This is a genomic window from Planococcus sp. FY231025 (genome assembly GCF_052078085.1).
GTDB lineage: Bacteria > Bacillota > Bacilli > Bacillales_A > Planococcaceae > Planococcus.
This window is the reverse complement of sequence record NZ_JBQJJG010000005.1, coordinates 334,943-354,923: the sequence shown is the minus strand read 5'-3', so window position 1 is coordinate 354,923 and position 19,981 is coordinate 334,943. Positions and strand designations below refer to the sequence as shown.

At 51.0% G+C, this 19,981-nt stretch carries 21 protein-coding genes; 4 read left to right on the top strand and 17 right to left on the bottom strand.

What is annotated here, in order from left to right; all coding sequences use genetic code 11:
• Positions 1–91 precede the first annotated feature (91 nt).
• The 12 genes from ACTL32_RS08100 to ACTL32_RS08045 all read right to left on the bottom strand — a co-directional run bounded on the left by ACTL32_RS08100 (position 92) and on the right by ACTL32_RS08045 (position 11,175).
• Positions 92–286, bottom strand: a complete 195-nt coding sequence (locus ACTL32_RS08100) for a YqgQ family protein (RefSeq protein ID WP_441340968.1) — start codon at positions 284–286, stop codon at positions 92–94.
• A complete protein-coding gene (locus ACTL32_RS08095; protein ID WP_441340967.1) occupies positions 283–858 on the bottom strand; it encodes a 5-formyltetrahydrofolate cyclo-ligase in 576 nt (191 codons plus the stop codon). The genes ACTL32_RS08100 and ACTL32_RS08095 overlap by 4 nt, the downstream gene beginning before the upstream one ends.
• 172 nt (positions 859–1,030) lie before the next feature.
• On the bottom strand, positions 1,031–1,180 hold the full coding sequence (rpmG, locus tag ACTL32_RS08090; RefSeq protein ID WP_036809376.1) for a 50S ribosomal protein L33: 150 nt from the start codon (positions 1,178–1,180) through the stop codon (positions 1,031–1,033).
• Between the two features lie 161 nt (positions 1,181–1,341).
• Positions 1,342–2,001, bottom strand: coding sequence for a phosphate signaling complex protein PhoU (gene phoU, locus ACTL32_RS08085; RefSeq protein ID WP_204890467.1), 660 nt, complete (start codon positions 1,999–2,001; stop codon positions 1,342–1,344).
• A gap of 17 nt (positions 2,002–2,018) precedes the next feature.
• Complete coding sequence (gene pstB, locus ACTL32_RS08080) at positions 2,019–2,828, bottom strand: phosphate ABC transporter ATP-binding protein PstB (RefSeq protein WP_441340966.1); 810 nt, start codon at positions 2,826–2,828, stop codon at positions 2,019–2,021.
• A gap of 27 nt (positions 2,829–2,855) precedes the next feature.
• On the bottom strand, positions 2,856–3,734 hold the full coding sequence (pstA, locus tag ACTL32_RS08075; protein WP_204890465.1) for a phosphate ABC transporter permease PstA: 879 nt from the start codon (positions 3,732–3,734) through the stop codon (positions 2,856–2,858).
• A gap of 1 nt (position 3,735) precedes the next feature.
• Positions 3,736–4,662 (bottom strand): phosphate ABC transporter permease subunit PstC, encoded by a 927-nt coding sequence (gene pstC, locus ACTL32_RS08070; protein ID WP_441340965.1) that lies wholly within the window; start codon positions 4,660–4,662, stop codon positions 3,736–3,738.
• A gap of 71 nt (positions 4,663–4,733) precedes the next feature.
• Positions 4,734–5,696: a PstS family phosphate ABC transporter substrate-binding protein gene (locus tag ACTL32_RS08065; protein WP_441340964.1), complete on the bottom strand. Its 963-nt coding sequence runs from the start codon at positions 5,694–5,696 to the stop codon at positions 4,734–4,736.
• 147 nt (positions 5,697–5,843) lie between these two features.
• The gene (locus ACTL32_RS08060; RefSeq protein WP_441340963.1) at positions 5,844–8,048 is read right to left on the bottom strand and encodes a peptidoglycan D,D-transpeptidase FtsI family protein; all 2,205 of its coding nucleotides are present in this window, start codon (positions 8,046–8,048) and stop codon (positions 5,844–5,846) included.
• A gap of 113 nt (positions 8,049–8,161) precedes the next feature.
• A complete protein-coding gene (locus ACTL32_RS08055) occupies positions 8,162–8,770 on the bottom strand; it encodes a superoxide dismutase (protein WP_441340962.1) in 609 nt (202 codons plus the stop codon).
• A gap of 110 nt (positions 8,771–8,880) precedes the next feature.
• Positions 8,881–9,360, bottom strand: a complete 480-nt coding sequence (locus tag ACTL32_RS08050; protein ID WP_441340961.1) for a DUF456 domain-containing protein — start codon at positions 9,358–9,360, stop codon at positions 8,881–8,883.
• Between the two features lie 183 nt (positions 9,361–9,543).
• Positions 9,544–11,175 (bottom strand): Na/Pi cotransporter family protein, encoded by a 1,632-nt coding sequence (locus ACTL32_RS08045; protein ID WP_441341201.1) that lies wholly within the window; start codon positions 11,173–11,175, stop codon positions 9,544–9,546.
• A 171-nt stretch (positions 11,176–11,346) separates the two neighbouring features.
• Here ACTL32_RS08045 and ACTL32_RS08040 point away from each other — a divergent pair, with 171 nt between their 5' ends.
• The 3 genes from ACTL32_RS08040 (at position 11,347) to ACTL32_RS08030 (ending at position 13,728) form a co-directional block, all read left to right on the top strand.
• A complete protein-coding gene (locus ACTL32_RS08040) occupies positions 11,347–11,862 on the top strand; it encodes a DUF1189 family protein (RefSeq protein ID WP_441340960.1) in 516 nt (171 codons plus the stop codon).
• A gap of 135 nt (positions 11,863–11,997) precedes the next feature.
• Positions 11,998–13,125: a flavodoxin-dependent (E)-4-hydroxy-3-methylbut-2-enyl-diphosphate synthase gene (gene ispG, locus ACTL32_RS08035; protein WP_441340959.1), complete on the top strand. Its 1,128-nt coding sequence runs from the start codon at positions 11,998–12,000 to the stop codon at positions 13,123–13,125.
• A gap of 12 nt (positions 13,126–13,137) precedes the next feature.
• Entirely contained in the window at positions 13,138–13,728 is a 591-nt protein-coding gene (locus ACTL32_RS08030; RefSeq protein WP_441340958.1) for a 5' nucleotidase, NT5C type, read from the top strand.
• Positions 13,729–13,966: 238 nt separating this feature from the next.
• Here ACTL32_RS08030 and ACTL32_RS08025 read toward each other — a convergent pair whose 3' ends face one another.
• From ACTL32_RS08025 to ACTL32_RS08005, 5 genes are all read right to left on the bottom strand, one after another.
• The gene (locus ACTL32_RS08025) at positions 13,967–14,377 is read right to left on the bottom strand and encodes a Fur family transcriptional regulator (protein WP_441340957.1); all 411 of its coding nucleotides are present in this window, start codon (positions 14,375–14,377) and stop codon (positions 13,967–13,969) included.
• Positions 14,374–15,228 (bottom strand): metal ABC transporter permease, encoded by an 855-nt coding sequence (locus ACTL32_RS08020; protein ID WP_441341200.1) that lies wholly within the window; start codon positions 15,226–15,228, stop codon positions 14,374–14,376. Before ACTL32_RS08020 ends, ACTL32_RS08025 begins: the two co-directional genes overlap by 4 nt.
• Before the next feature lie 2 nt (positions 15,229–15,230).
• Positions 15,231–15,995: a metal ABC transporter ATP-binding protein gene (locus tag ACTL32_RS08015; protein WP_441340956.1), complete on the bottom strand. Its 765-nt coding sequence runs from the start codon at positions 15,993–15,995 to the stop codon at positions 15,231–15,233.
• Between the two features lie 548 nt (positions 15,996–16,543).
• Positions 16,544–17,440, bottom strand: a complete 897-nt coding sequence (locus tag ACTL32_RS08010) for a deoxyribonuclease IV (RefSeq protein WP_441340955.1) — start codon at positions 17,438–17,440, stop codon at positions 16,544–16,546.
• A gap of 12 nt (positions 17,441–17,452) precedes the next feature.
• Positions 17,453–18,748 (bottom strand): DEAD/DEAH box helicase, encoded by a 1,296-nt coding sequence (locus ACTL32_RS08005; RefSeq protein WP_441340954.1) that lies wholly within the window; start codon positions 18,746–18,748, stop codon positions 17,453–17,455.
• 125 nt (positions 18,749–18,873) lie between these two features.
• Between ACTL32_RS08005 and ACTL32_RS08000 the strand changes: the two genes are divergently transcribed.
• Positions 18,874–19,854, top strand: coding sequence for a 4-hydroxy-3-methylbut-2-enyl diphosphate reductase (locus tag ACTL32_RS08000; protein ID WP_441340953.1), 981 nt, complete (start codon positions 18,874–18,876; stop codon positions 19,852–19,854).
• The last annotated feature ends 127 nt before the right edge of the window (positions 19,855–19,981 follow it).

The window sequence follows — 19,981 nt, the reverse complement described above, 5'->3', positions numbered from 1 at the left end:
ACACTCCCCTGTTATAATGAGGAATTATCCAACTTATAAGTTCCCCGTTACTGGACTGCTGAAACGCTGGAGGGTTTTCAAGAACGGAAAATTATTTCTTTTTTCCGGATTGCTTTTGGCGCAATATGAGGACCGCAGCTGCATACTCTTTCGGGGTGATGAATTGAAGGCGGTAAAGTTCCTTGATCTCCTCTTCCATCAGTTCCAGATCCGCCTGCGGATCACCAGTATAGATGATCGTTCCGTAGCCTTTCAGCAATTGCATGACGTCATACAGCGTCTTCATCTGTCTGCCCCTTCCGTATCGATAAATCCGCTCTCGGTGTAGATGCCCCCTACCGGCACGTCATGCGGTTCTTCCGCAATCGCCTCAGCCAACTGGGCATCGAACGCAAGCGACCGGGTCTCACCTGTGTAGCCGGCGAGATAACGGTCGTAATAGCCGCCGCCGAAGCCGATCCGGTAGCCGTCTTTTGAGAAGACCACACCCGGCACTACCATCAGGCCAATCCCGTGAGGCGGCACAAATTGCGCCTCATCGGTTTTCGGTTCCTGCAGATGCATATAGACGACTTCCAGCTGGTTCCAGTCTTCGATGATGTAAAAATCCATGCCGCGGCTTTTCGGCAGGCATTTTGGAACCGCTGCCTTTTTGCCGGACGCCCAGATAGAATGGATAAGTTCTTTCGTATCCACTTCCGGGAACGACGAAATGGTCAAGCCGATGATGTCTGCACCAATGAATGCAGAATCGTTCATTAAATTGCTGATGATGCGCCTTGATTTTTCGTGATGCTCTTCCGGCGTCATCTTCGCCAGTTCTTCCAAGACCTTTTTTCGGTGGGCAACTTTATCCATGTCGATTCCTCCTCAAAACTTAGCGCCTGCCCGGCACATCCATCGATTGGCGCAATGGTATCGGTATAGTGATCCGGTTCCGGCCGGCTGCCGCAGACGTAGAAAACCGGTAAAGCTTATGTATAGATAAAGAAAAAAGCCAAAACCCCTTGAGGTTTTGGCAGTCAATCAATTACTTCGTTTCACGGTGTAGAGTCATTTTCTTTTCACGTGAGCAATATTTTTTCATTTCAAGACGCTCAGGGTTGTTGCGCTTATTTTTAACAGTGCTGTAGTTACGTTCGCTACATTCTGTACAAGCTAAAGTGATGTTAACACGCATCGGTATCCCTCCTAATTCTTTCAAAGATCGTTTGTAAATAAGCGTGATCTATACGACTTAACTATTATAGCATATCCAGCGGCAAAGTCTACTCCCAAAACCCATGTTTTATTTGGAAAAATAAAAAGATTCCCCGGCATCTTCCATGCCGGGGAAAAGGCTTATTTGTTGAGGTCGTAATGGCGGCCCCGGACGAGGTAGAACAGCTGCTCCGCGATGTTGGTCGCATGGTCCGCAGACCGCTCCATGTAGCGGCAGACAAATGCCAATTGCGTGATTTGGCTGAGCTTGTCCGGATGTTCCGCCCCCGATTTCATCAATTTTGAAATGACTTCGCCGTAAAGGTTGTCCACCTGGTCATCCAGCTCTGCGATCTCCTTGGCTTTGACGACGTCTTCTTCGACGAATGCCTCGATGACCTGGCGGAGCATCGCGGTGGCCAGTGCGTGCATCTGCTGGATTTCATGGATCGGCGAAAGCAGATCCTCCTTGCCGATGCGGATGGTCTCTTTCGCGATATTCACCGCGTAGTCGCCGACGCGCTCCATGTCCGTCGCCACTTTGATGATGACGATGAGCCTTCTGAGGTCGGTTGCGACCGGCGACTGCTTAGCGATCAGCAAGATGACCCGGTCGTTGATTTCTTCTTCGAGCTGGTTGATATCGGCATCGTCCTCGATCACTTCGAGAGCGGCGTCGATGTCGTGGTTGGCGAGCGCCCCTACCGCTTTCGTCAAGGCATCCACCGCCATATTGCTGAGCAGGACCAATTGCTCCTGTGCTGAGTTCAATTCATAATCAAATTTTTCGCGTACTGACATTGTGATTCCCCGCTTCCTCAGCCGAACCGGCCTGAAATATAATCTTCCGTGCGCTTGTCTCCCGGATTGGAGAAAATCGTATCAGTGTCGTCGTATTCGATTACTTCTCCATTCAAAAAGAACGCTGTTTTGTCCGAAATCCGGGCTGCCTGTTGCATGTTGTGCGTAACGATGATGATGCTGTAGTCTTTTTTCAGTTCCTGGACCAATTCCTCGATTTTCAATGTGGAGATCGGGTCCAGTGCGGAGGTCGGCTCATCCATCAGGATGACATCCGGCTCGATGGCCAGTGCACGGGCGATGCAGATCCGCTGCTGTTGGCCTCCTGAAAGGCTATAGGCGTTCTCGTCGAGGCGGTCTTTTACTTCATCCCAGATCGCCGCGCCGCGAAGGCTCTTTTCCACGATCTCGTTCAGGATCTTTTTGTTCTTGATGCCGTGGATCCGCGGTCCGTAAGCGATATTGTCATAGATCGATTTCGGGAACGGGTTCGGCTTCTGGAACACCATGCCCACCCGGGTGCGCAGTTCTTCCACGCCGTAGTCCTTGTTGAAGATATTGCGGTCCCGGTAAAGGATCTGGCCGGAAGTCTTGACCGACGGCACAAGCTCGACCATACGGTTCAAGGTTTTGATGTAGGTCGACTTGCCGCAGCCGGACGGCCCGATAATCGCCGTGACTTCATTTTCCTTGATGTCGAGGTCGATGTTCTTGAGCGCGTGGTTGTCGCCGTACCAAAGGTTCAGCTGTTTTGTATAGTAGACCGATTTTTTGTCCTGCTGGACGGCAGGCGCTGCTTTTGTTTTTTCTGTTTTGATCGTTGTCATGTTGGAACCCCTTCCGCATAAAGTGCTTTAATAGCGTTTCTGGAATTTGTTTCGGATGATCACTGCAATGGAATTCATAATGAGCAGGAAAATCATCAGGACGATGATCCCTGCAGCTGCCACCACTTGGAATTCCTGCTGCGGGCGGCTTGCCCAATCGAAGATCTGGATCGGGAGTGCCGTGAACGTGTCAAACACGCCTCGCGGCAGGAACTGGATGATGACCGGGATGCCGATGACGATCAGCGGCGCCGTTTCCCCGATGGCGCGCGATAAAGCCAAGATGCTTCCTGTCAGGATTCCCGGAATGGCTGCCGGCAGGATAATGTTGACGACCGTCTGCCATTTCGTAGCGCCCATGCCGAGCGATGCGTCGCGCAATTCTTTAGGCACAGAGCGGATCGCTTCTTGAGAAGCGACGATGATGACCGGCAGAATCAAGAGGCTCATCGTAAATCCGGCAGCCAGAATGCTGTTGCCAAGTGCAAATGCACGGACGAAAATCGTTAAGCCAAGAAGTCCGAAGACGACGGATGGCACACCCGCCAAATTCGAGATGTTCAAGCGAATAAATGTAGTTAACCGGTTTTGCTTTGCATACTCTTCCAAATAGATCGCCGAGCCGACGCCGAGGATGATTGAAGTCGGCGCAACGACCGCCATGAGCCAAAGCGATCCGATCAGCGCGGCCTTGATGCCGGCTTTTTCCGGAAAGCGCGAAGCGAAATTGGTCAAGAAGTCGAGCGACAAGTGGCTTGCTCCCTGCGTGACGATTCGGTACAGCAAGATGACCAGCGCCAACAGCGCCAGAAGTGTTGCTGCCATGAAAAGCCCTTTGAAAATCATGTTGACGACCAGGCGGCCGTTCATTCGTTTGACGACTTTTTCCTGTTCGATGTATCTCATATTAATATTCCTCCCTGAAACGTTTTGAGACGTATTGGGCGAGGATGTTCATCAGCATGGTGAACAGGAAAAGCGTGAACCCTACTGCATAGATGGAATAATAGATTGTTGTTCCGTATCCTGCGTCCCCTTTTGAAACCTGGACGATATAAGCGGTCATCGTTTGGATCGACCCTGCAAAATCGCCGTCGAACTTCGGTGTCGAACCGCCCGCAAGCGATACGATCATCGTTTCCCCGATGGCGCGCGACACCGCGAGCACAACTGATGCGATGATTCCCGACAAGGCTGCCGGCACGATGACCTTCCATGCCACTTCGAATTTCGTAGAGCCCATTGCTAAGGCGCCGTCGCGGATCGATCTCGGTACAGAAGACATAGCGTCTTCCGACAGAGATGCGATCATCGGGATGATCATGATGCCGACGACAATCCCCGGTGAAATGGCGTTGAAGATTTTGATTTCCGGAAAGACGCTCTGCAAAAGCGGCGTCACGAATGTCAGGGCGAAAAAGCCGTAGACGATTGTTGGAATGCCTGCCAGCACTTCAAGCACCGGCTTGACGATGCGGCGCACGGTTTCCGTGGCGTATTCGCTCAGGTAAATGGCGGCCGAGATGCCGATCGGCACTGCCACGATTACAGCAATCAGAGTGACTTTCAAAGTCCCGACGATCAGCGGCAGGATGCCGTACAATTCTTCTTTGTTCGAAAACGGCAGCCAGGTGGTGCCGAATATAAAGTCGAAAACCGAAACGCGCTGGAAGAACGTGATGGTTTCGATGATCAATGTCAATACGATGCCGATTGTCGTCAGTACAGAGACGGATGCAATCAGCAATAAAATCCACGGAATAACTTTTTCAATAAACTTCTTGTTTTTCTTGCCTTTCGACTGCGCGATCATTTCCTGCACAGATGTCCGCATAACGAATCCCCTTTCAACCGCAAAGGGCGAGCAGTGGCTGCTCACCCTCTTACTAAAACTTTATAGGTTATTTATTTTTTCAAGGCTTCAAGATCAGCTAGGCCTTTTTCGTACTCTTCCTCAGGAAGCGCTACGTAGCCGACAGATTCAGCCATCTCTCCTGCATTTTCAAGCGTGTACTTCATGAAATTATAAGCTGCTTCGTTCTCAGCCAATGCTTTGTTGCTGGCGTAAGTGAACAATGGACGGGATAGCGGCGCATATTCGCCGGTTTCAATCGTTTCGTTGTTCGGTTCAACTCCGCCGATTTTTACAGCTTTCAACGTATCCTGGTTCGCCAGGTAGTACGCATAGCCGAAGAATCCGATCGCATTCGGGTCCGCTTGGATCCCCTGCACCAAGACGTTGTCATCTTCCGACAAAGTCGCATTGCTTACAAGGTCTTCTTCTTCAAGAATGACTTCGTTGAAGTAGTCGTATGTTCCAGAGTCCGTTCCTGGCGAGTAGAAGACGATTTCTTCGTCCGGCCATTCAGGATTGATGTCAGACCATTTTTTTGTCGATCCGTCTTCGATCCACATTTTCTTCAAGTCTTCGACTGTCAGATCTTCCACCCAGTCGTTGTCCTTGCTCACAACAACCGTCAAGCCGTCATAGGCCAAAAGGAATTCCGTGTAATCGATGCCTGCTTCTTCCAAGCTCGCTATTTCTTCTTCTTTAATCGGTCGTGAAGCGTTCGAGAAATCTGTTTCTCCCTGGATGAATTTTTCAAATCCGCCGCCTGTGCCGGAAACGCCGACAGTTACCTGGACGCCAGGTTCTTCAGCAGCATACTCTTCTACAATGCCTTCCATGATCGGCGCAACAGTAGATGAACCATCACCGGAAACTGACCCTTCGGCTTGCTCCGCTTCGGTGCCTTGTTCTGTCGTAGTTGTTTCACCCGGCTGCGTCGCGTTTCCGCCTCCGCATGCTCCCAGTACTAAAGCCGATCCAAGGATTGTTGATGCCATTGCATATTTCCAGATTCTCATTGCTCATTTCCTCCTAAGGTTTATGTTTGCTTTACATTTCTTACTATAACGGCTGATTATTGATGCTGTGTGGAGACAATGTTAAGAAATTGTAAAGACAAAAAAGCCCCGGCAAGCATTTTTGAAATGCTTGCCGGGGCTTACGGGTTATTGGACTGGCGCTTCTTCCTGCCCTTCTTCGATCACCTTGTTTGTATAAGGGTCTTTGATGACGGAAGTCGGCTGGGCCGCCGCTTTGTTCTTCAATTCAAAGTATTTATCCACCGCTTCGCGGGCGATCAAATGGGTAGTCACCGGCACCCGGCCCGGATCGGTCGTGATGTATGGAATCAGGATCGCGTATGCGACTTCCGGGTTCTCATACGGCGCGAAGCCGACATGGGCGGTGTTGACGGATGGTTTTGTATACCATGGGCTTTCTTTGTCGTCGTAATAATTGATCTGCGCAGTACCGGTCTTGCCGGCGGCCGTATAGTCCGCATCGCCGAAGAACGACCTTGCCGAACCTTGGCTGCCGGTATAGACGAGGCGCATCCCTTTTTTGATCTGGTCGATTTCCGCCTGCGTGTTGTTGATGCGGTTCAGGACCTTCGGTTCAACGACCGACTCGACCTGGCCAAGCGTCACGCCGTCTTCCGAAGGCTGGCGGATTTCCTTGACCACGTGCGGCTGCATGCGGTAGCCGTCATTGGCGATGGTAGAGATATATTGCACCAATTGAAGCGGTGTATACGTATCATACTGGCCAATCGCCAAATCGAGGAATGTCCCGGGCTGAACCTTGGAGACGTCCCCTTGGAAGCCGTTCCCTTCATTCGGAAGATCGATGCCCGTCTTGACGCCGAGGCCGAACTGGGCGAATGAATTCCGCATCGTCTGCCAATCTTCCGGCTTGACGCTGAATCCACGCTTGTATTCATAGGTATTGCCGGAAATCGCCAGCGCCACCTTGAACATATAGACGTTCGAGGAACGCTCGAGCGCTTTCAGGTCGCTCATCGGAATCCGGTTGAACGGGATCCTGTTGAAGATGGAACCTTTCATCAACCCGCCGGGCAATTGCAGCGGTTCATCGATCATCACTTGGTTGAGTTCAATCGCATCTTGCTGATAGCCGGTCAAGAGCGTCGCCCCTTTGACGACCGACCCGCTCGGATAAGCGGCCGTGATGGCGCCAAACGAGTAATCGCGTACGATCCGCTTGCCGTTTTCATCCTGGTCAAGCGTCTTGCCGACCATCGACAGGATGTCCCCTGATCTCGGGTCCATCATGACCAGATAGGCATCCTTCACCAATTGGGAATTCGGCCCGGCTTTCAGCTCAAGCAGGTGCTTCTCGACGATGTCTTCCATCGCCGATTGCATTTCGGAATCGATGGTCAGGATCAGATCTTTTCCGGGCTTGCCTTCATCGACGGGCATCGTGTCCACTACGCGGCCTTTGCCGTCGGTGATGTTCTTGACAACCGATTTCTGGCCTTGCAGCACTTCTTCATAATATTGCTCGATAAAGCTGACGCCGACGCGGTCGTTGCGGGAATAGTCGCGCGCCAGGAAATAATCAAGCTTGTTCGCCGGAATCCCTTGCTCAGGCGTCGTCGTGCTGCCGAGAATCGACAGGTCGCTGGTCTTGACGCGCTTCCAGTCAGTCACGGTATTGACGCCTTTCAGTTTCGGATCGGTAAGGCGCTCGGAAACCCGGGCGAATTCCTCGTCCGTCACCCCTTCGTTCTTGATGATCTGTGGCGCGAGCGCATAGCCGGACGTCATTTCGCGGAAGATAGCCAGGATTTCCAGCTGTTCCACAGTCATACTGCCTAATTCCTTGTCGGTGATTTTGTCGCGGACCAGCTTATCGATTTTCCGCGTTTTTTCTTTTTCCTGAATATCTTCGTTCTCGATCGCTTTCCGTTCTTCGTCTGTCACTTTCGCCAGCGCTTCTTCGCGATTCAGCATGATGTAGAAATCCTGCTTGTCGCGGAGCGTCACGCGCTTCGGTTCTTTTTCGATCAATTTGGCCAGCTCTGTTGCGACTTCGAGCATTTCTTCGCGCTTCGTCGTCTGCATGGCTGTATACGTGATCGCGTTCACGGGATTGTTATCCACCAGGACGCGCCCTTCATTGTCAAAAATACGGCCTCTTGGCACGCTTGTATTTACCGGAACTTCTTCAGTCCTCGCCAACGCTCTCGTAAAATCCTCGCCTTTGACAATCTGCAGATAGCCTAACCGCAAAATCAATACGGAAAAGAGCAGGAAAATGGAGAAAAATAGGACGTTCATCCGAAAGACGGTATGGGACTTCAACTTCGCCTTTGCCAGCGAAACTCGTCTTTTCTGGGGGGCATTCATAATATTGCGCGCACTCCTTCCACCAATAATGCACTTGTTAGTATATCACCAAAACAAAAAAACACACACCTTTTCTGACGAAAAAGTGTGTGCGATGTTTCATTATTTGACAATTATTTTGCAGATTCGAAGCGTTTAGAAACTTCTTCCCAGTTTACTACGTTCCAGAAAGCCGCAAGATAGTCCGGACGGCGGTTCTGGTATTTCAAGTAGTAAGCGTGCTCCCATACGTCCACGCCAAGGATCGGTGTTTTGCCTTCCATTACCGGTGAATCCTGGTTCGGAGTCGAAGTCACTTCAAGTTCGCCGTTTGAAACGACCAGCCAAGCCCAGCCGGAACCGAAGCGTGTTTTGCCTGCGTTCTCAAATTGAGTCTTGAACTCTTCAAAGCTGCCGAATTTGCTGTCGATCGCTTCTGCAAGAGCGCCTGACGGGTTGCCGCCGCCGTTTGGAGACAAAAGCTGCCAGAACAGCGAGTGGTTCGCGTGTCCGCCGCCGTTGTTGCGCACTGTTGTGCGGATTGATTCAGGAACTGCGTCCAAGTTCGCGATCAATTCTTCGATTGATTTTGAAGCAAGGTCTTCGTGGCCTTCTAATGCCGCGTTTACGTTCGTCACATATGTGTTGTGGTGTTTCGTGTGGTGAATGTTCATCGTCTCTTTGTCGATGTGTGGTTCAAGTGCGTCGTACGCGTAAGGTAGTTCAGGTAATTGATAAGCCATGATCTAATTCCTCCTTGAGTCTAATTGTCTACTTTCTTAGGTTATCAAAGTTTGCGGATCGTTACAATTAAAACGCATAGCGCTTTCATTGAATCAGACTTTCGGCTGAGTCAGACCAGGACAAAGAACAACAGAACCATGATGGCCTGGATCGTCCCTTTTGTCACGACCGAGGTCACAAAGCCTACGACCGACCCGATGCCCGACCGCACCGATTGTTTGACCGTCGAGCGGTTGAACGCCAATTCCGCCAGCACTGCGCCGATGAACGGCCCGATCAGGATTCCGACGATCGGAATGACGAACGGCCCGACAAGCAAGCCTATGGTGCTCCCCCAGAGCCCCGCTTTCGATCCGCCGAATTTTTTTACGCCGAACGCATTGGCGAGCAGGTCCGCTCCGAACAGCAGCACGACAAACAGCGATTCGATAGCCCAGAACCACCACGGCAAATCGCCGAAACTGAAGAACAGCCCGTACATCAAGAATCCGCCGAATATGAACAGCACCGCAGGGATGATCGGGTAAAGGAGCCCGATAAATCCGATTGCGAAAAAGATCAGTATAATGGCCCAGCCGATCACTTCCATTTTTCCGCCTCCTATAATAAAAAGCACTCTATTCATCGTGCCCCACATTTCGAAAAATGTAAAGCGATGACAGAGTGCTTTCCTATAGAAAGTTATTTGGATCCGGCCGGCTGCAATACTTGGCAAAAGCCGTTCCTGCAGAGGCCGATTCGTTTTCAGGTCAATCAGTTTAGCTGAACGCTATTAAGCGCGGTTGCCGAGAATCGCTTCTGCAATGTTCACGGAATGGTCGCCGATCCGCTCCAGGTTGCTGATGATGTCGACAAAGACGATGCCGGCCTGTGCAGAACATTGCCCTTCGTTCAAGCGCATAATGTGCTTTTTGCGGAATTTGCGTTCCATCTTGTCGATCAAGTCTTCCTGCTCGGCCACTTCACGTGCCAGTTCGTGATCGGAAGTATCCAAAGCAACCAAGGATTTCTTGACTGTCGCGATCGTCAACGTGAACATTTCCTTCAGGTCTTCCAATGCGTCGCCGGAGATGATGACGCGGTTGTTTTCCTGATAGTCTACCAATTCAATAATGTTCTCGAAATGGTCGCCGATCCGTTCGATGTCGCGCACCGTTTCAAGCAATACCGTGTGGCGCGTCGAATCGGTCGCAGACAGCGATTCAGCAGAGATCAGGATCAGGTAATCCGTGATTTTGCCATCAAGATTGTTGATGGCGTCTTCGAGCTGATAGCCCATCTCTGCGTTCTTTTTGCTTTTCGATAGAAGATAAGCATAAGACTCTTCCAATCCCTGGACAGCGTAATTACCCATCCGCAAAATTTCTTCTTTCGCCTGTCCAAGCGCGATTGATGGAGAAGCTTCGATAAAGCTATTATCCAAATGCTTCGGTTTGAATTCGATCAGCACTTCTTCCCCCGGGATGACTTTCGTCACGAGGTATGCCCAAGCGCCGATCAATGGGAACTGGATCAATGTATTGGCAACGTTGAATGTTCCGTGGGCGAAAGCGATCTGCATTTTCGCTTCCAATGCCAGCACCCCTGCAATCCATTCTACGTAAGCCGTGAACGGCACTAGGAGAATCATGAAAATGATTGTTCCGACGATGTTGAACAGGACATGGACTGCTGCTGCACGGCGTGCCGCAATCGATGTACCGAGCGCCGCCAGCACTGCTGTGATGGTCGTTCCGATATTATCCCCGAAGAGGACCGGCAATGACGCATCCAGGTTCAGGATGCCTTCATCATACAATGCCTGCAAGATCGCAATCGTACCGCTCGAGCTTTGTACGATGAATGTGAATACTGTACCGGCCAACACGCCAAGGATCGGCTGCTCGCTCAGGCTGATGGTCATATCGATGAACGCCGGAAGTTCGCGCAGCGGCTTCATCGCGCCGCTCATCGTTTCCATCCCGAAGAACAATCCACCGAAACCGAAAATGACTTGCCCTATGTTTTGAATCTGGTTTTTCCTAAAGAAGAAGATCAGGAAAGCACCGACTGCCATGATCGGCAATGCGTATGCTCCGACGTCCAAACCGATGATGAACGCCGTGACCGTCGTACCGATGTTTGCACCCATGATGACACCGATTGCTTGTCTCAATGTCATAAATCCGGCGCTTACCAGGCCGACTACGATAACCGTCGTCCCTGAACTCGACTGGATCAGGATCGTCACCAGGATACCGACAAGCACACCCATGAAAGGATTGGTAGTGAAGCGGTCGAGGATTGCACGCAATTTATCGCCTGCCGCTTTCTGCAAAGCGTCTCCCATATACTTAATTGAAAAAAGGAATATCCCCAAACCTCCTAGGAAGGAAAAGAGAATTTCTTGCCAGTTCGTCTCCACGATTTTCATTCAACTCCTATATTTGTGATTTCACACCTTGTCTATTATGAAGAGTTCGCTACTTCTTTGTAAATACCTTTATGGAAAATTTACAATGCCGTAACAAAGCAGAATATTTTGAGGCCCTTCACATGGTACGATACTCTTTAATAGAACGAAAGGAAGATGGCTTTGAATTTATTTCAACTATTGAAAGCAAGTTTGATGGAACCAAAAAAACAGGCAGCCGTCCGTATTATGGGAATCGGAAAGATCATGCAGTTCGTGTTCATGGTGATTGCACTGATGACAATCGTCAGTTTCGCCGGCTTGGCCGCAGGACTCGGCGAAACGGCGAGCGGCGTTGAAGGGCTGCTCCAGTTTGTCGAAGAAATCGAGTGGCTGCTTTATCCGTTCGCCCTGATTTTCCTCTTCGTCTCGACGACGCTTTACCATTTCGTGAAAATCAGTTTGTTTGCGCTCGCCGGATTAGGGCTGGTGCGCTTGAAGAACAAAAAAGGCGAATACCGCCACCTTTGGCGGACAGCGGCCCTTGCCGTCACAATTCCGACATTAATCTCGTTTGCAGCGAGTTTTTTCGTGTCCGGTTTATGGGTTTCAGCCGCTTCAAGCGGGCTTACGCTCCTCTACCTCCACCTGGCGACGAATTATTACCCGAAAATGCCGCCTGCTAAGAAGCCGGCCTAGCCGTCTTCCTTGTATTTTGTAGAGGCAGACTGCTAAAATGTCTATAGGCAATGGAATAAACTAGTCATCTTTCTAGTTGCAGAAATGTGGGGCTGGACGAATGGTTCCAGTCATCCCTAAAAGGAGAGATTTTTAATGAGTGAAGTTATTCACCGTACAAAAACACGCCCCGTGAAAGTCGGAGACCTGACGGTTGGCGGAAGCAATGAATTATTCATTCAAAGCATGGCAACAACAAAAACCCACGATGTGGAAGCGACGGTTGCTGAAATCCTGCGCTTGGAAGAAGCGGGCTGCCAGATCGTCCGCGTCGCTTGCCCGGATGAACGTGCAGCGTATTCAATCGGCGAAATCAAGTCACGCATCAACATCCCGCTTGTTGTTGACATCCATTTCGATTATAAATTGGCGTTGATCGCCATCGAACAAGGCGCGGACAAAATCCGCATCAACCCGGGCAACATCGGCCGCCGCGAAAAAGTGGAAGCGGTCGTTAATGCGTGTAAAGCAAAAGGCATCCCAATCCGCATTGGCGTAAACGCCGGTTCATTGGAACGCAAAATCCTCGAGAAATACGGCTATCCGACAGCAGACGGAATGGTCGAAAGTGCCCTTCACCACATTAGAATTCTTGAAGACCTGGATTTCCACGATATCATCGTATCGATGAAAGCATCGGACGTCTCTCTGGCGATCGAAGCCTACGAAAAAGCGTCGAAAGCTTTTGATTACCCGCTTCATTTAGGAATCACCGAATCCGGCACGTTGTTCTCCGGAACTGTGAAAAGCGCAGCCGGCCTTGGCGCCCTGCTTTCTAAAGGAATCGGCAACACGCTCCGCATCTCGCTTAGCGCAGACCCGGTCGAAGAAGTGAAAGTGGCACGCGAATTGCTGAAAGTATTCGGCCTGTCTTCAAACGCAGCGACATTGATCTCCTGCCCGACCTGCGGACGCATCGAAATCGACTTGATCACCATCGCCAATGAAGTGGAAGAATACATCTCCCACATCAAAGCACCGATCAAAGTCGCGGTTCTCGGCTGTGCCGTGAACGGCCCCGGCGAAGCGCGCGAAGCCGATATCGGCATTGCAGGCGCACGCGGCGAAGGCCTCCTGTTCATGAAAGGCAAAACCGTCCGCAAAGTTCCGGAAGAGACGATGGTCGAGGAACTGAAAGTCGAAATCGACAAGATCGCTCAGGAATACTTCGACAAACAAGCAGCGGAAAAAGCAGAAAAAGAAGCGCTTGAACAACAAGTATAAGGTTGTGACAACATGAGATACCGTTTTGGCATTGACATTGACGGGACGGTGACCTCGCCGACGTCGCTCATCCCGCACATCAACGAAGCTTTCAACAGCACACTGACGCTTGACGACATCCGTGAATATGATCTGACAGCGGCACTTCCCCACTTGCCGAGAGGCGAATTCTATGACTGGTTCAGAGGCGCGGAAGCGAAAATCTACGCCGCCTCCCCTGTTTCGGAAAACGCAAAAGCGATACTCGATAAATGGAAAGAGCAGTATGAACTTTTCTATATCTCCGCACGCGGCGAAAACGTGCGGGATATCACGCACGACTGGTTTGCGGAACACGCGATCCATTACGACCATATCGAATTGATCGGCACGCATAAGAAAATCGAGACGGCGAAGCAGTTCAACGTCCACCTCTTTTTCGAGGACAAACACGATAACGCGGTGGAGATTTCAGAAGAACTCGACATCCCGGTTTTGCTGTTTGACACTCCTTATAACCGTGATCCGGTGCCGAAGAACGTCGTCCGCGTCTCCAATTGGCTCGAAGCCGAGCAATGGGTGGAAAAAGAATTCGCTCTCCAGAAGAGCTTAAGCTCCAAATAAAACGAGGAAAGCCATCTGCATATTTTGTGCGGATGGCTTTTTTTCATGGATTTAGTCAAGCGAGGTTTCATCCTCCTGAAGGAAACGATCGGTTATTTGCGTTCGTACGAATTTATTAGCGTTCGTGACCGGCTTTTTTGCGTTCCTTAAGTTTTATTTGCGTTCAAATGCATTTATTTGCGTTCACCATTTTTCGACAATAAAAAACACAAGCAGATGGAGTTCTGCTTGCGTGAGTTTATTTGCATTCCGGGCATTTCCCGTAGATTTCAAACTTGTGGTTGGCAATTTCATATGCCGGAAGCGCAGCTCCGACCATTTCCATCGGGCACATCGGAATTTCCTTGATCTTGCCGCAGTCCATGCAGATGAAATGGTGATGATGATGATCGCTTTCGCATTGCATGCGGAAATGGCGTTCGCCGGACAGCTCCGTCTCCTCGAGAATGCCGAGCGAAACGAACGTCGCCAAATTGCGGTAGACCGTGTCGAAGCTCATGCTCGGATAATCTTTCTGCATGACATCAAGCAAATCGCGCGCCGTCAGATAGCGGTCGTCCTGCGAAAACATTTCCAAAATCTGAGCCCGTTTAGAGGTTTCCTTATAGCCGTTTTCCTTCAAGATGTCCCAAGCTTTCGTGATGTTCATGCGACTGCCCCCTTTTTCATTGAAACAGAAACTTTTTTAAAGCCGATAACGGCTAGCAGCAGGCCGACCGACGTCACAACAATCGTGCCGCCCGGCGCCAAGTTGAAATAGAATGCCATGACAAGTCCGGCGATGACGGAAATTTCACCGAAGGCGATCGATAGGATGATCGTCCCTTTAAAGCTTTTTGCAAGGCGCATGGCGGTCGCTACCGGTATCGTCATGAGCGACGAAACCAGGAGGATGCCGACAATGCGCATCGAACCGGCAATAACCAGCGCTGTGACGATCATGAAGAGAAAATGGATCCATTTTGCCGGCAGGCCGGAAGCTCTCGCGTACTCGTCGTCAAACGACAGCACGAACAATTCCTTGAAGAACAGCGCGATGAACAGCATGACGACCAACGCGATGGCCAGGACGATGAACAGGTCTTCCCGGCTCACGGCCGAAACCGAGCCGAACAAATAGCCGAACAGGTCGTTTGAAAAGCCTTCCGCAAGCGAAATAAAAATCGCGCCGAAACCGATTCCCGCTGATAAAATGATCGGGATGGCCAGCTCTTCATAATGCTTGTATAACGAACGCAGGCGCTCGATAAGGATCGATCCGCCGACCGATGCCGCAATTCCGAGAAACAGCGGGTTCAACAGGGCGAAAGCGGCAACGCTCTGGCTCAAATACAGGCTTCCGGCAATTCCGGCAAGCGTCACATGGCTCAGAGCGTCCGCAATCAGCGATAGGCGCCTGACGACGATGAACACACCGAGCAGCGGTGCAATGATGCCGATAATCAAACCGGACGCAAATGCGTTTTGAAGAAATTCATAGGATAGGATGGCATCGATCATGGTCAATGGGCACTCCCTGCATGATGGATTTTCCGGACGGAATGGCCGTACCAGGCTTTCCGCTGCGCATCGCTCATGGAATCAAGCTGATTCTTATAGCCATGGAAGTGGATGGTCTGGTTCAGGCACGCCACATGGGTGATCTTGTCGGTCACCGTATCGACGTCGTGCGTGACGAGGACGAGGGTGATGCCTTTTTCCCGGTTCAGAGACGCCAACATGTCATAGAACGACTGGACGTTCTGGTGGTCGATGCCGACCGTCGGTTCATCAAGGATTAGCACTTTCGGTTTGGCGACCAGCGCCCGGGCGATGAACACCCGCTGCTGCTGCCCGCCGGAAAGTTCGCTGACGCTGCGGTCGCGGAAGCTTTCCATGCCGACCGCCTCCAGCGCTTCTCCGACCGATTCTTTGTAATCTTTCGGAAAACGGTGGAACAAGCCCGATTTTTTCGCCAGCCCGCCGGCGACGACTTCTTCCACTGTCGCCGGGAAACCGGAATTGAACGAATTCGATTTTTGCGAGACATAGCCGATCCATTCGCGGTGCTTGAAATTCTTGGCGTCCTGGCCGAACAATTCGATGCTTCCGCGCGTCGGCTTGATCAAACCGAGCATGATTTTCAGCAGCGTCGATTTGCCTGAGCCGTTCGGGCCGAGGATCGCTAAAAAGTCGCCTTCCTCCACTTTCAAGGAAATATGGTCGAGCGCTTTTGTCTGTTCATAGTCAAAACTGATGTCCTTGATATTGATCAATGGCGCGTTCATAACACAGCCTCTTTTCTAATTCATAATGATTACGATTTGGGTCATTAGAAAAGTATAGAACAGCATTCGGTCAATGTAAACCATAAAAGCTCAAAAAACCGCCTCTTAAGCAAGAGTAGTTTCAGACTGTAGTCAAAGTCTAATTAAGATGAATAGAGATGTATAAGCCCGACCGGGCTGGCCACTTCGCTTTCCGTGGGCTCGGCTTCAGCCGCTTCCCTCGCTTCGCTCAGTCCAGGGTCTTCAGCCCGAGCTGGTCCCACAGGAGTCTCCGTGGCCAGCCCAGTCGGGAGCGTCACCTGTATCTAAAATAAGGATTAAGACGCTTATCCTGCTTATTATTGCGGGGTCCAAGCCACTGGCTTCAGAATCCGCAACGGAAGGCGGCGACTCCAGCGGGATAGCGAAGTGCCGAAATCCACTCGGACGCAAGTCCGAGTTAGTTCGGCGCAAGCCCGCGGAAAGCGTCCGCCTGAAGTGGAGGATCTGATACAGCTTCTTCTAATTATATGTTTATTCTTAAAAAGATTTACACATAAAAACCCCTCTTAAGCAAGAGGGGTTTTCATGTCTTCTATGACGCCCGGCGAGAAGATGCCGTTTTTGAACATTTCGATTTCAAATGCGTAAGGCGCTTTTTTATTTTTGGCATCCGCCCCGACATACGGGGTTTCCAGGATTTTCGGCACATGCATCAAGTCCGGGTGATGGACGATGCCGTTCAGTGCTTCAAATCCGATTTCACCGAAGCCGATGTTTTCGTGCCGGTCTTTGCCCGCTCCGCGGACGTTCTTGCTGTCGTTGATGTGGAGGACCTGCAGCCGATCCTTGCCGACGATGCGGTCGAACTCTTCAAGCACGCCGTTGAAATCATGCTTGATGTCATATCCGGCATCGTGCGTGTGGCACGTGTCGAAGCACACCGACAAGCGTTCGTTATGCGTGACGCCGTTGATGATCGCAGCGATTTCTTCGAAGCTGCGGCCGATTTCCGTGCCTTTTCCGGCCATCGTCTCAAGCGCGATGTTCACCGGATAGTCCTGGGACAGCACTTCGTTGAGGCCTTCGATGATCTTCGCAGTCCCCACTTCCACTCCGCCGCCGACATGGGCGCCGGGATGGAGGACGATCTGTTTGGCGCCAAGCGCTGCAGTGCGCTCGATCTCCTTTTGCAGGAATTCGACGCCGTGTGCGAATGTGTCCGGCTTCAGGCTGTTGGCGATATTGATGATATACGGGGCATGGACGACGATATTCGACAGATTGTTCGCTGCCATATGCGCCTGCCCTGCCTCGATGTTCAATTCCTCTATCGGCTTGCGGCGCGTGTTCTGCGGCGCACCGGTATAGATCATGAACGTTGTGGCCCCATAAGAAAGGGCTTCTTCGCTTGCTCCGAGCAGCATTTTCTTGCCGCCCATCGATACGTGGGAACCTAATAGCATATTAAAAACTCCTTACTTTTTGCGGTTTTTGCGGCGTTCGATTTTCTTGATTTCATCCATTTGCCATTTCATTTTCTTTTTATAGCCCGGTTTCACGGCTTTCGGCTTATGGACCATCGTCTTCGCTTTAGCATCCGCTTCATTCTGTACTCTGACGCGCGTCTTCCGGCTGTGGCGGCTCTTCAGGTCGACAAATTCGCCTTTGACGATATCTTTCTGCTGGAATGGAATGCCCATTTTCTCAACGCGGACAATTGCATCTTCCTCTTCCGGATTGAAGATTGTGATGGCCAAGCCCTTCATGCCTGCACGGGCTGTACGGCCAACGCGGTGAATGAAGAATTCCAGGTCTTCCGGCAATTCGTAGTTGATGACGTGGCTGACGCCTTGGATGTCGATGCCGCGCGCTGCCAAGTCTGTAGCAACGATATACTGGTATTCCAAATCGCGGATCTGTTTCATCATCTTGACGCGCTCACGCGGCGCCAGGTCGCCATGGACGCGGCCGACACGGATGCCAGCTTTGCCAAGTTCTCCAGCGACGTAGTCGGCATTGGTCTTGGTGTTGACGAAGATGATGCACAAATACGGATTGATGATTTCCATGATTTCCTTCAGGCGCTCGACTTTGCGCTTGCTGCGCGACGGCACCAGATAGAAGTCCAACCCTTCAGCAGTCGGGCGCTTGTCGCCAATATTGATGTGCACCGGCGATTCCATGTATTTTTTCAGGAACGGCTTTAATTTTTCCGGAATGGTTGCTGAGAATACATACATCTCCAAATCATCCCGCATCTTGCCGGCGACTTGGTCGATTTCTTCGATAAATCCGAGGTCGAACGCCAGATCCGCTTCGTCGACAACCAGGATTTTCCCGGTGTGGACCAATAGCGCATTTTCGTTGACCAGGTCTTTCAACCGTCCAGGCGTACCGATGACGATATGCGGCTGGGTCTTGAGTTTGTTGATCGACCGCTTTTTGTCGGTTCCGCCGATAAAGCTTTTCACTTCGATATCGGATCCTTCAACGAGCTTCATCATTTCAGCGTAGATCTGCGTACCCAGCTCACGTGTCGGAGCACAAATGACCGCCTGCACTTCCTGGCGGCTTGTGTCGATGCGTTCTGCGATCGGGATGATAAAACTATGCGTTTTCCCGGTTCCTGTATGGGATTGTCCGATCGCGCTCGAGCCTTTCAATATATGGGGCATGATTTCTTTTTGGATCGGTGTCGGTTCTTGGAACCCTAATTTTTCGACCGCTTCAAGTATAAACGGCTTCAAGTCATAGTCTTTAAATTTTGTCATGGGATTGAATCCCCTCCTTATGCTCTTGACATTATAGCACGAATTCGCTTTTTCCGTATTGCAACTTTTGTAATGCCGCGGCGTCTCCGTTATAATGAAGATATGATTTTGAAAGGAGTGCGGTTATGAAAGTAATGAAAATATCGCCAAGAGGCTATTGCTACGGAGTCGTGGATGCAATGGTGATCGCGAAAAATGCAGCAATGGACGAGACACTGCCTCGGCCGATTTATATATTAGGGATGATTGTTCATAATAAACACGTGACCGACGCATTCGAACAGGACGGCATCATCACGCTCGACGGCAAAAACCGCCTGGAAATCCTGGAGAAGGTGGAAACCGGCACCGTCATTTTCACAGCGCACGGCGTATCGCCGCAAGTGCGTGAACTGGCGAAGCGCAAAGGTCTGGTATCGATCGATGCCACGTGCCCGGACGTCACCGTCACCCATGACCTGATCCGTGAAAAGACCGCTGAAGGCTACCACATCATCTACATCGGCAAAAACGGCCATCCGGAACCCGAAGGCGCAATCGGCGTCGCTCCCGACCTGGTCCACCTTGTCGAGACGGTTGAAGACGTAGAGAGACTGGAACTCGATTCCGATAAGATCATCGTCACCAACCAAACGACAATGAGCCAGTGGGATGTTGTCGAATTGATGGAACGCCTCAAAGAGAAGTTCCCGCAATCGGAAGTCCACAAGGAAATCTGTCTGGCTACCCAAGTACGCCAGGAAGCGGTCGCGACACAAGCCGTCGACGCAGACCTCTTGATCGTCATCGGCGACCCGATGAGCAATAACTCGAACCGCCTGGCACAAGTATCACAGGACATCGCCGGCACACCGGCTTACCGAATATCCGATTTGTCGGAACTGAACCTTGAATGGCTGAAAGGCATCGAAACGGTCGCCATTACGGCCGGAGCCTCGACGCCGACGCCGATCGTCAAAGAAGTGATGGCATTTTTGGACAAATACGACCCGGAAGACCCATCCACCCACGATTTGGCGCGCAGCGTGCCGCTCAACAAGATCTTGCCGAAAATCAAACACCCGAAACCGTCGGAACGCATTGAGCCGTATCCGGTCGGAGAATAACTTTTCAGGCGCGCCGGAACCTCCGGCGTGTTTTTTTAGGCCATTAATCTAAATTAATTTAATAATTATCATCTTTAATCCGCTTGAGCGCTTTGGGCATGGCTCTTGCATAGAGCCGGGAAAAAAC

Bases quoted from the DNA above. Each gene is read 5' to 3' on its own strand.
- ACTL32_RS08000 (WP_441340953.1), top strand. From the start codon at position 18,874: ATGAAAGTAATGAAAATATCGCCAAGAGGCTATTGCTACGGAGTCGTG.
- ACTL32_RS08010 (WP_441340955.1), bottom strand. From the start codon at position 17,440: ATGCTATTAGGTTCCCACGTATCGATGGGCGGCAAGAAAATGCTGCTC.
- ispG (WP_441340959.1), top strand. From the start codon at position 11,998: ATGAGTGAAGTTATTCACCGTACAAAAACACGCCCCGTGAAAGTCGGA.
- ACTL32_RS08050 (WP_441340961.1), bottom strand. From the start codon at position 9,360: ATGGAAGTGATCGGCTGGGCCATTATACTGATCTTTTTCGCAATCGGA.
- ACTL32_RS08095 (WP_441340967.1), bottom strand. From the start codon at position 858: ATGGATAAAGTTGCCCACCGAAAAAAGGTCTTGGAAGAACTGGCGAAG.
- ACTL32_RS08005 (WP_441340954.1), bottom strand. From the start codon at position 18,748: ATGACAAAATTTAAAGACTATGACTTGAAGCCGTTTATACTTGAAGCG.
- ACTL32_RS08030 (WP_441340958.1), top strand. From the start codon at position 13,138: ATGAGATACCGTTTTGGCATTGACATTGACGGGACGGTGACCTCGCCG.
- ACTL32_RS08065 (WP_441340964.1), bottom strand. From the start codon at position 5,696: ATGAGAATCTGGAAATATGCAATGGCATCAACAATCCTTGGATCGGCT.
- ACTL32_RS08015 (WP_441340956.1), bottom strand. From the start codon at position 15,995: ATGAACGCGCCATTGATCAATATCAAGGACATCAGTTTTGACTATGAA.
- ACTL32_RS08060 (WP_441340963.1), bottom strand. From the start codon at position 8,048: ATGAATGCCCCCCAGAAAAGACGAGTTTCGCTGGCAAAGGCGAAGTTG.
- ACTL32_RS08100 (WP_441340968.1), bottom strand. From the start codon at position 286: ATGAAGACGCTGTATGACGTCATGCAATTGCTGAAAGGCTACGGAACG.
- pstA (WP_204890465.1), bottom strand. From the start codon at position 3,734: ATGAGATACATCGAACAGGAAAAAGTCGTCAAACGAATGAACGGCCGC.
- ACTL32_RS08020 (WP_441341200.1), bottom strand. From the start codon at position 15,228: ATGATCGATGCCATCCTATCCTATGAATTTCTTCAAAACGCATTTGCG.
- rpmG (WP_036809376.1), bottom strand. From the start codon at position 1,180: ATGCGTGTTAACATCACTTTAGCTTGTACAGAATGTAGCGAACGTAAC.
- phoU (WP_204890467.1), bottom strand. From the start codon at position 2,001: ATGTCAGTACGCGAAAAATTTGATTATGAATTGAACTCAGCACAGGAG.
- pstC (WP_441340965.1), bottom strand. From the start codon at position 4,662: ATGCGGACATCTGTGCAGGAAATGATCGCGCAGTCGAAAGGCAAGAAA.
- ACTL32_RS08025 (WP_441340957.1), bottom strand. From the start codon at position 14,377: ATGAACATCACGAAAGCTTGGGACATCTTGAAGGAAAACGGCTATAAG.
- ACTL32_RS08055 (WP_441340962.1), bottom strand. From the start codon at position 8,770: ATGGCTTATCAATTACCTGAACTACCTTACGCGTACGACGCACTTGAA.
- pstB (WP_441340966.1), bottom strand. From the start codon at position 2,828: ATGACAACGATCAAAACAGAAAAAACAAAAGCAGCGCCTGCCGTCCAG.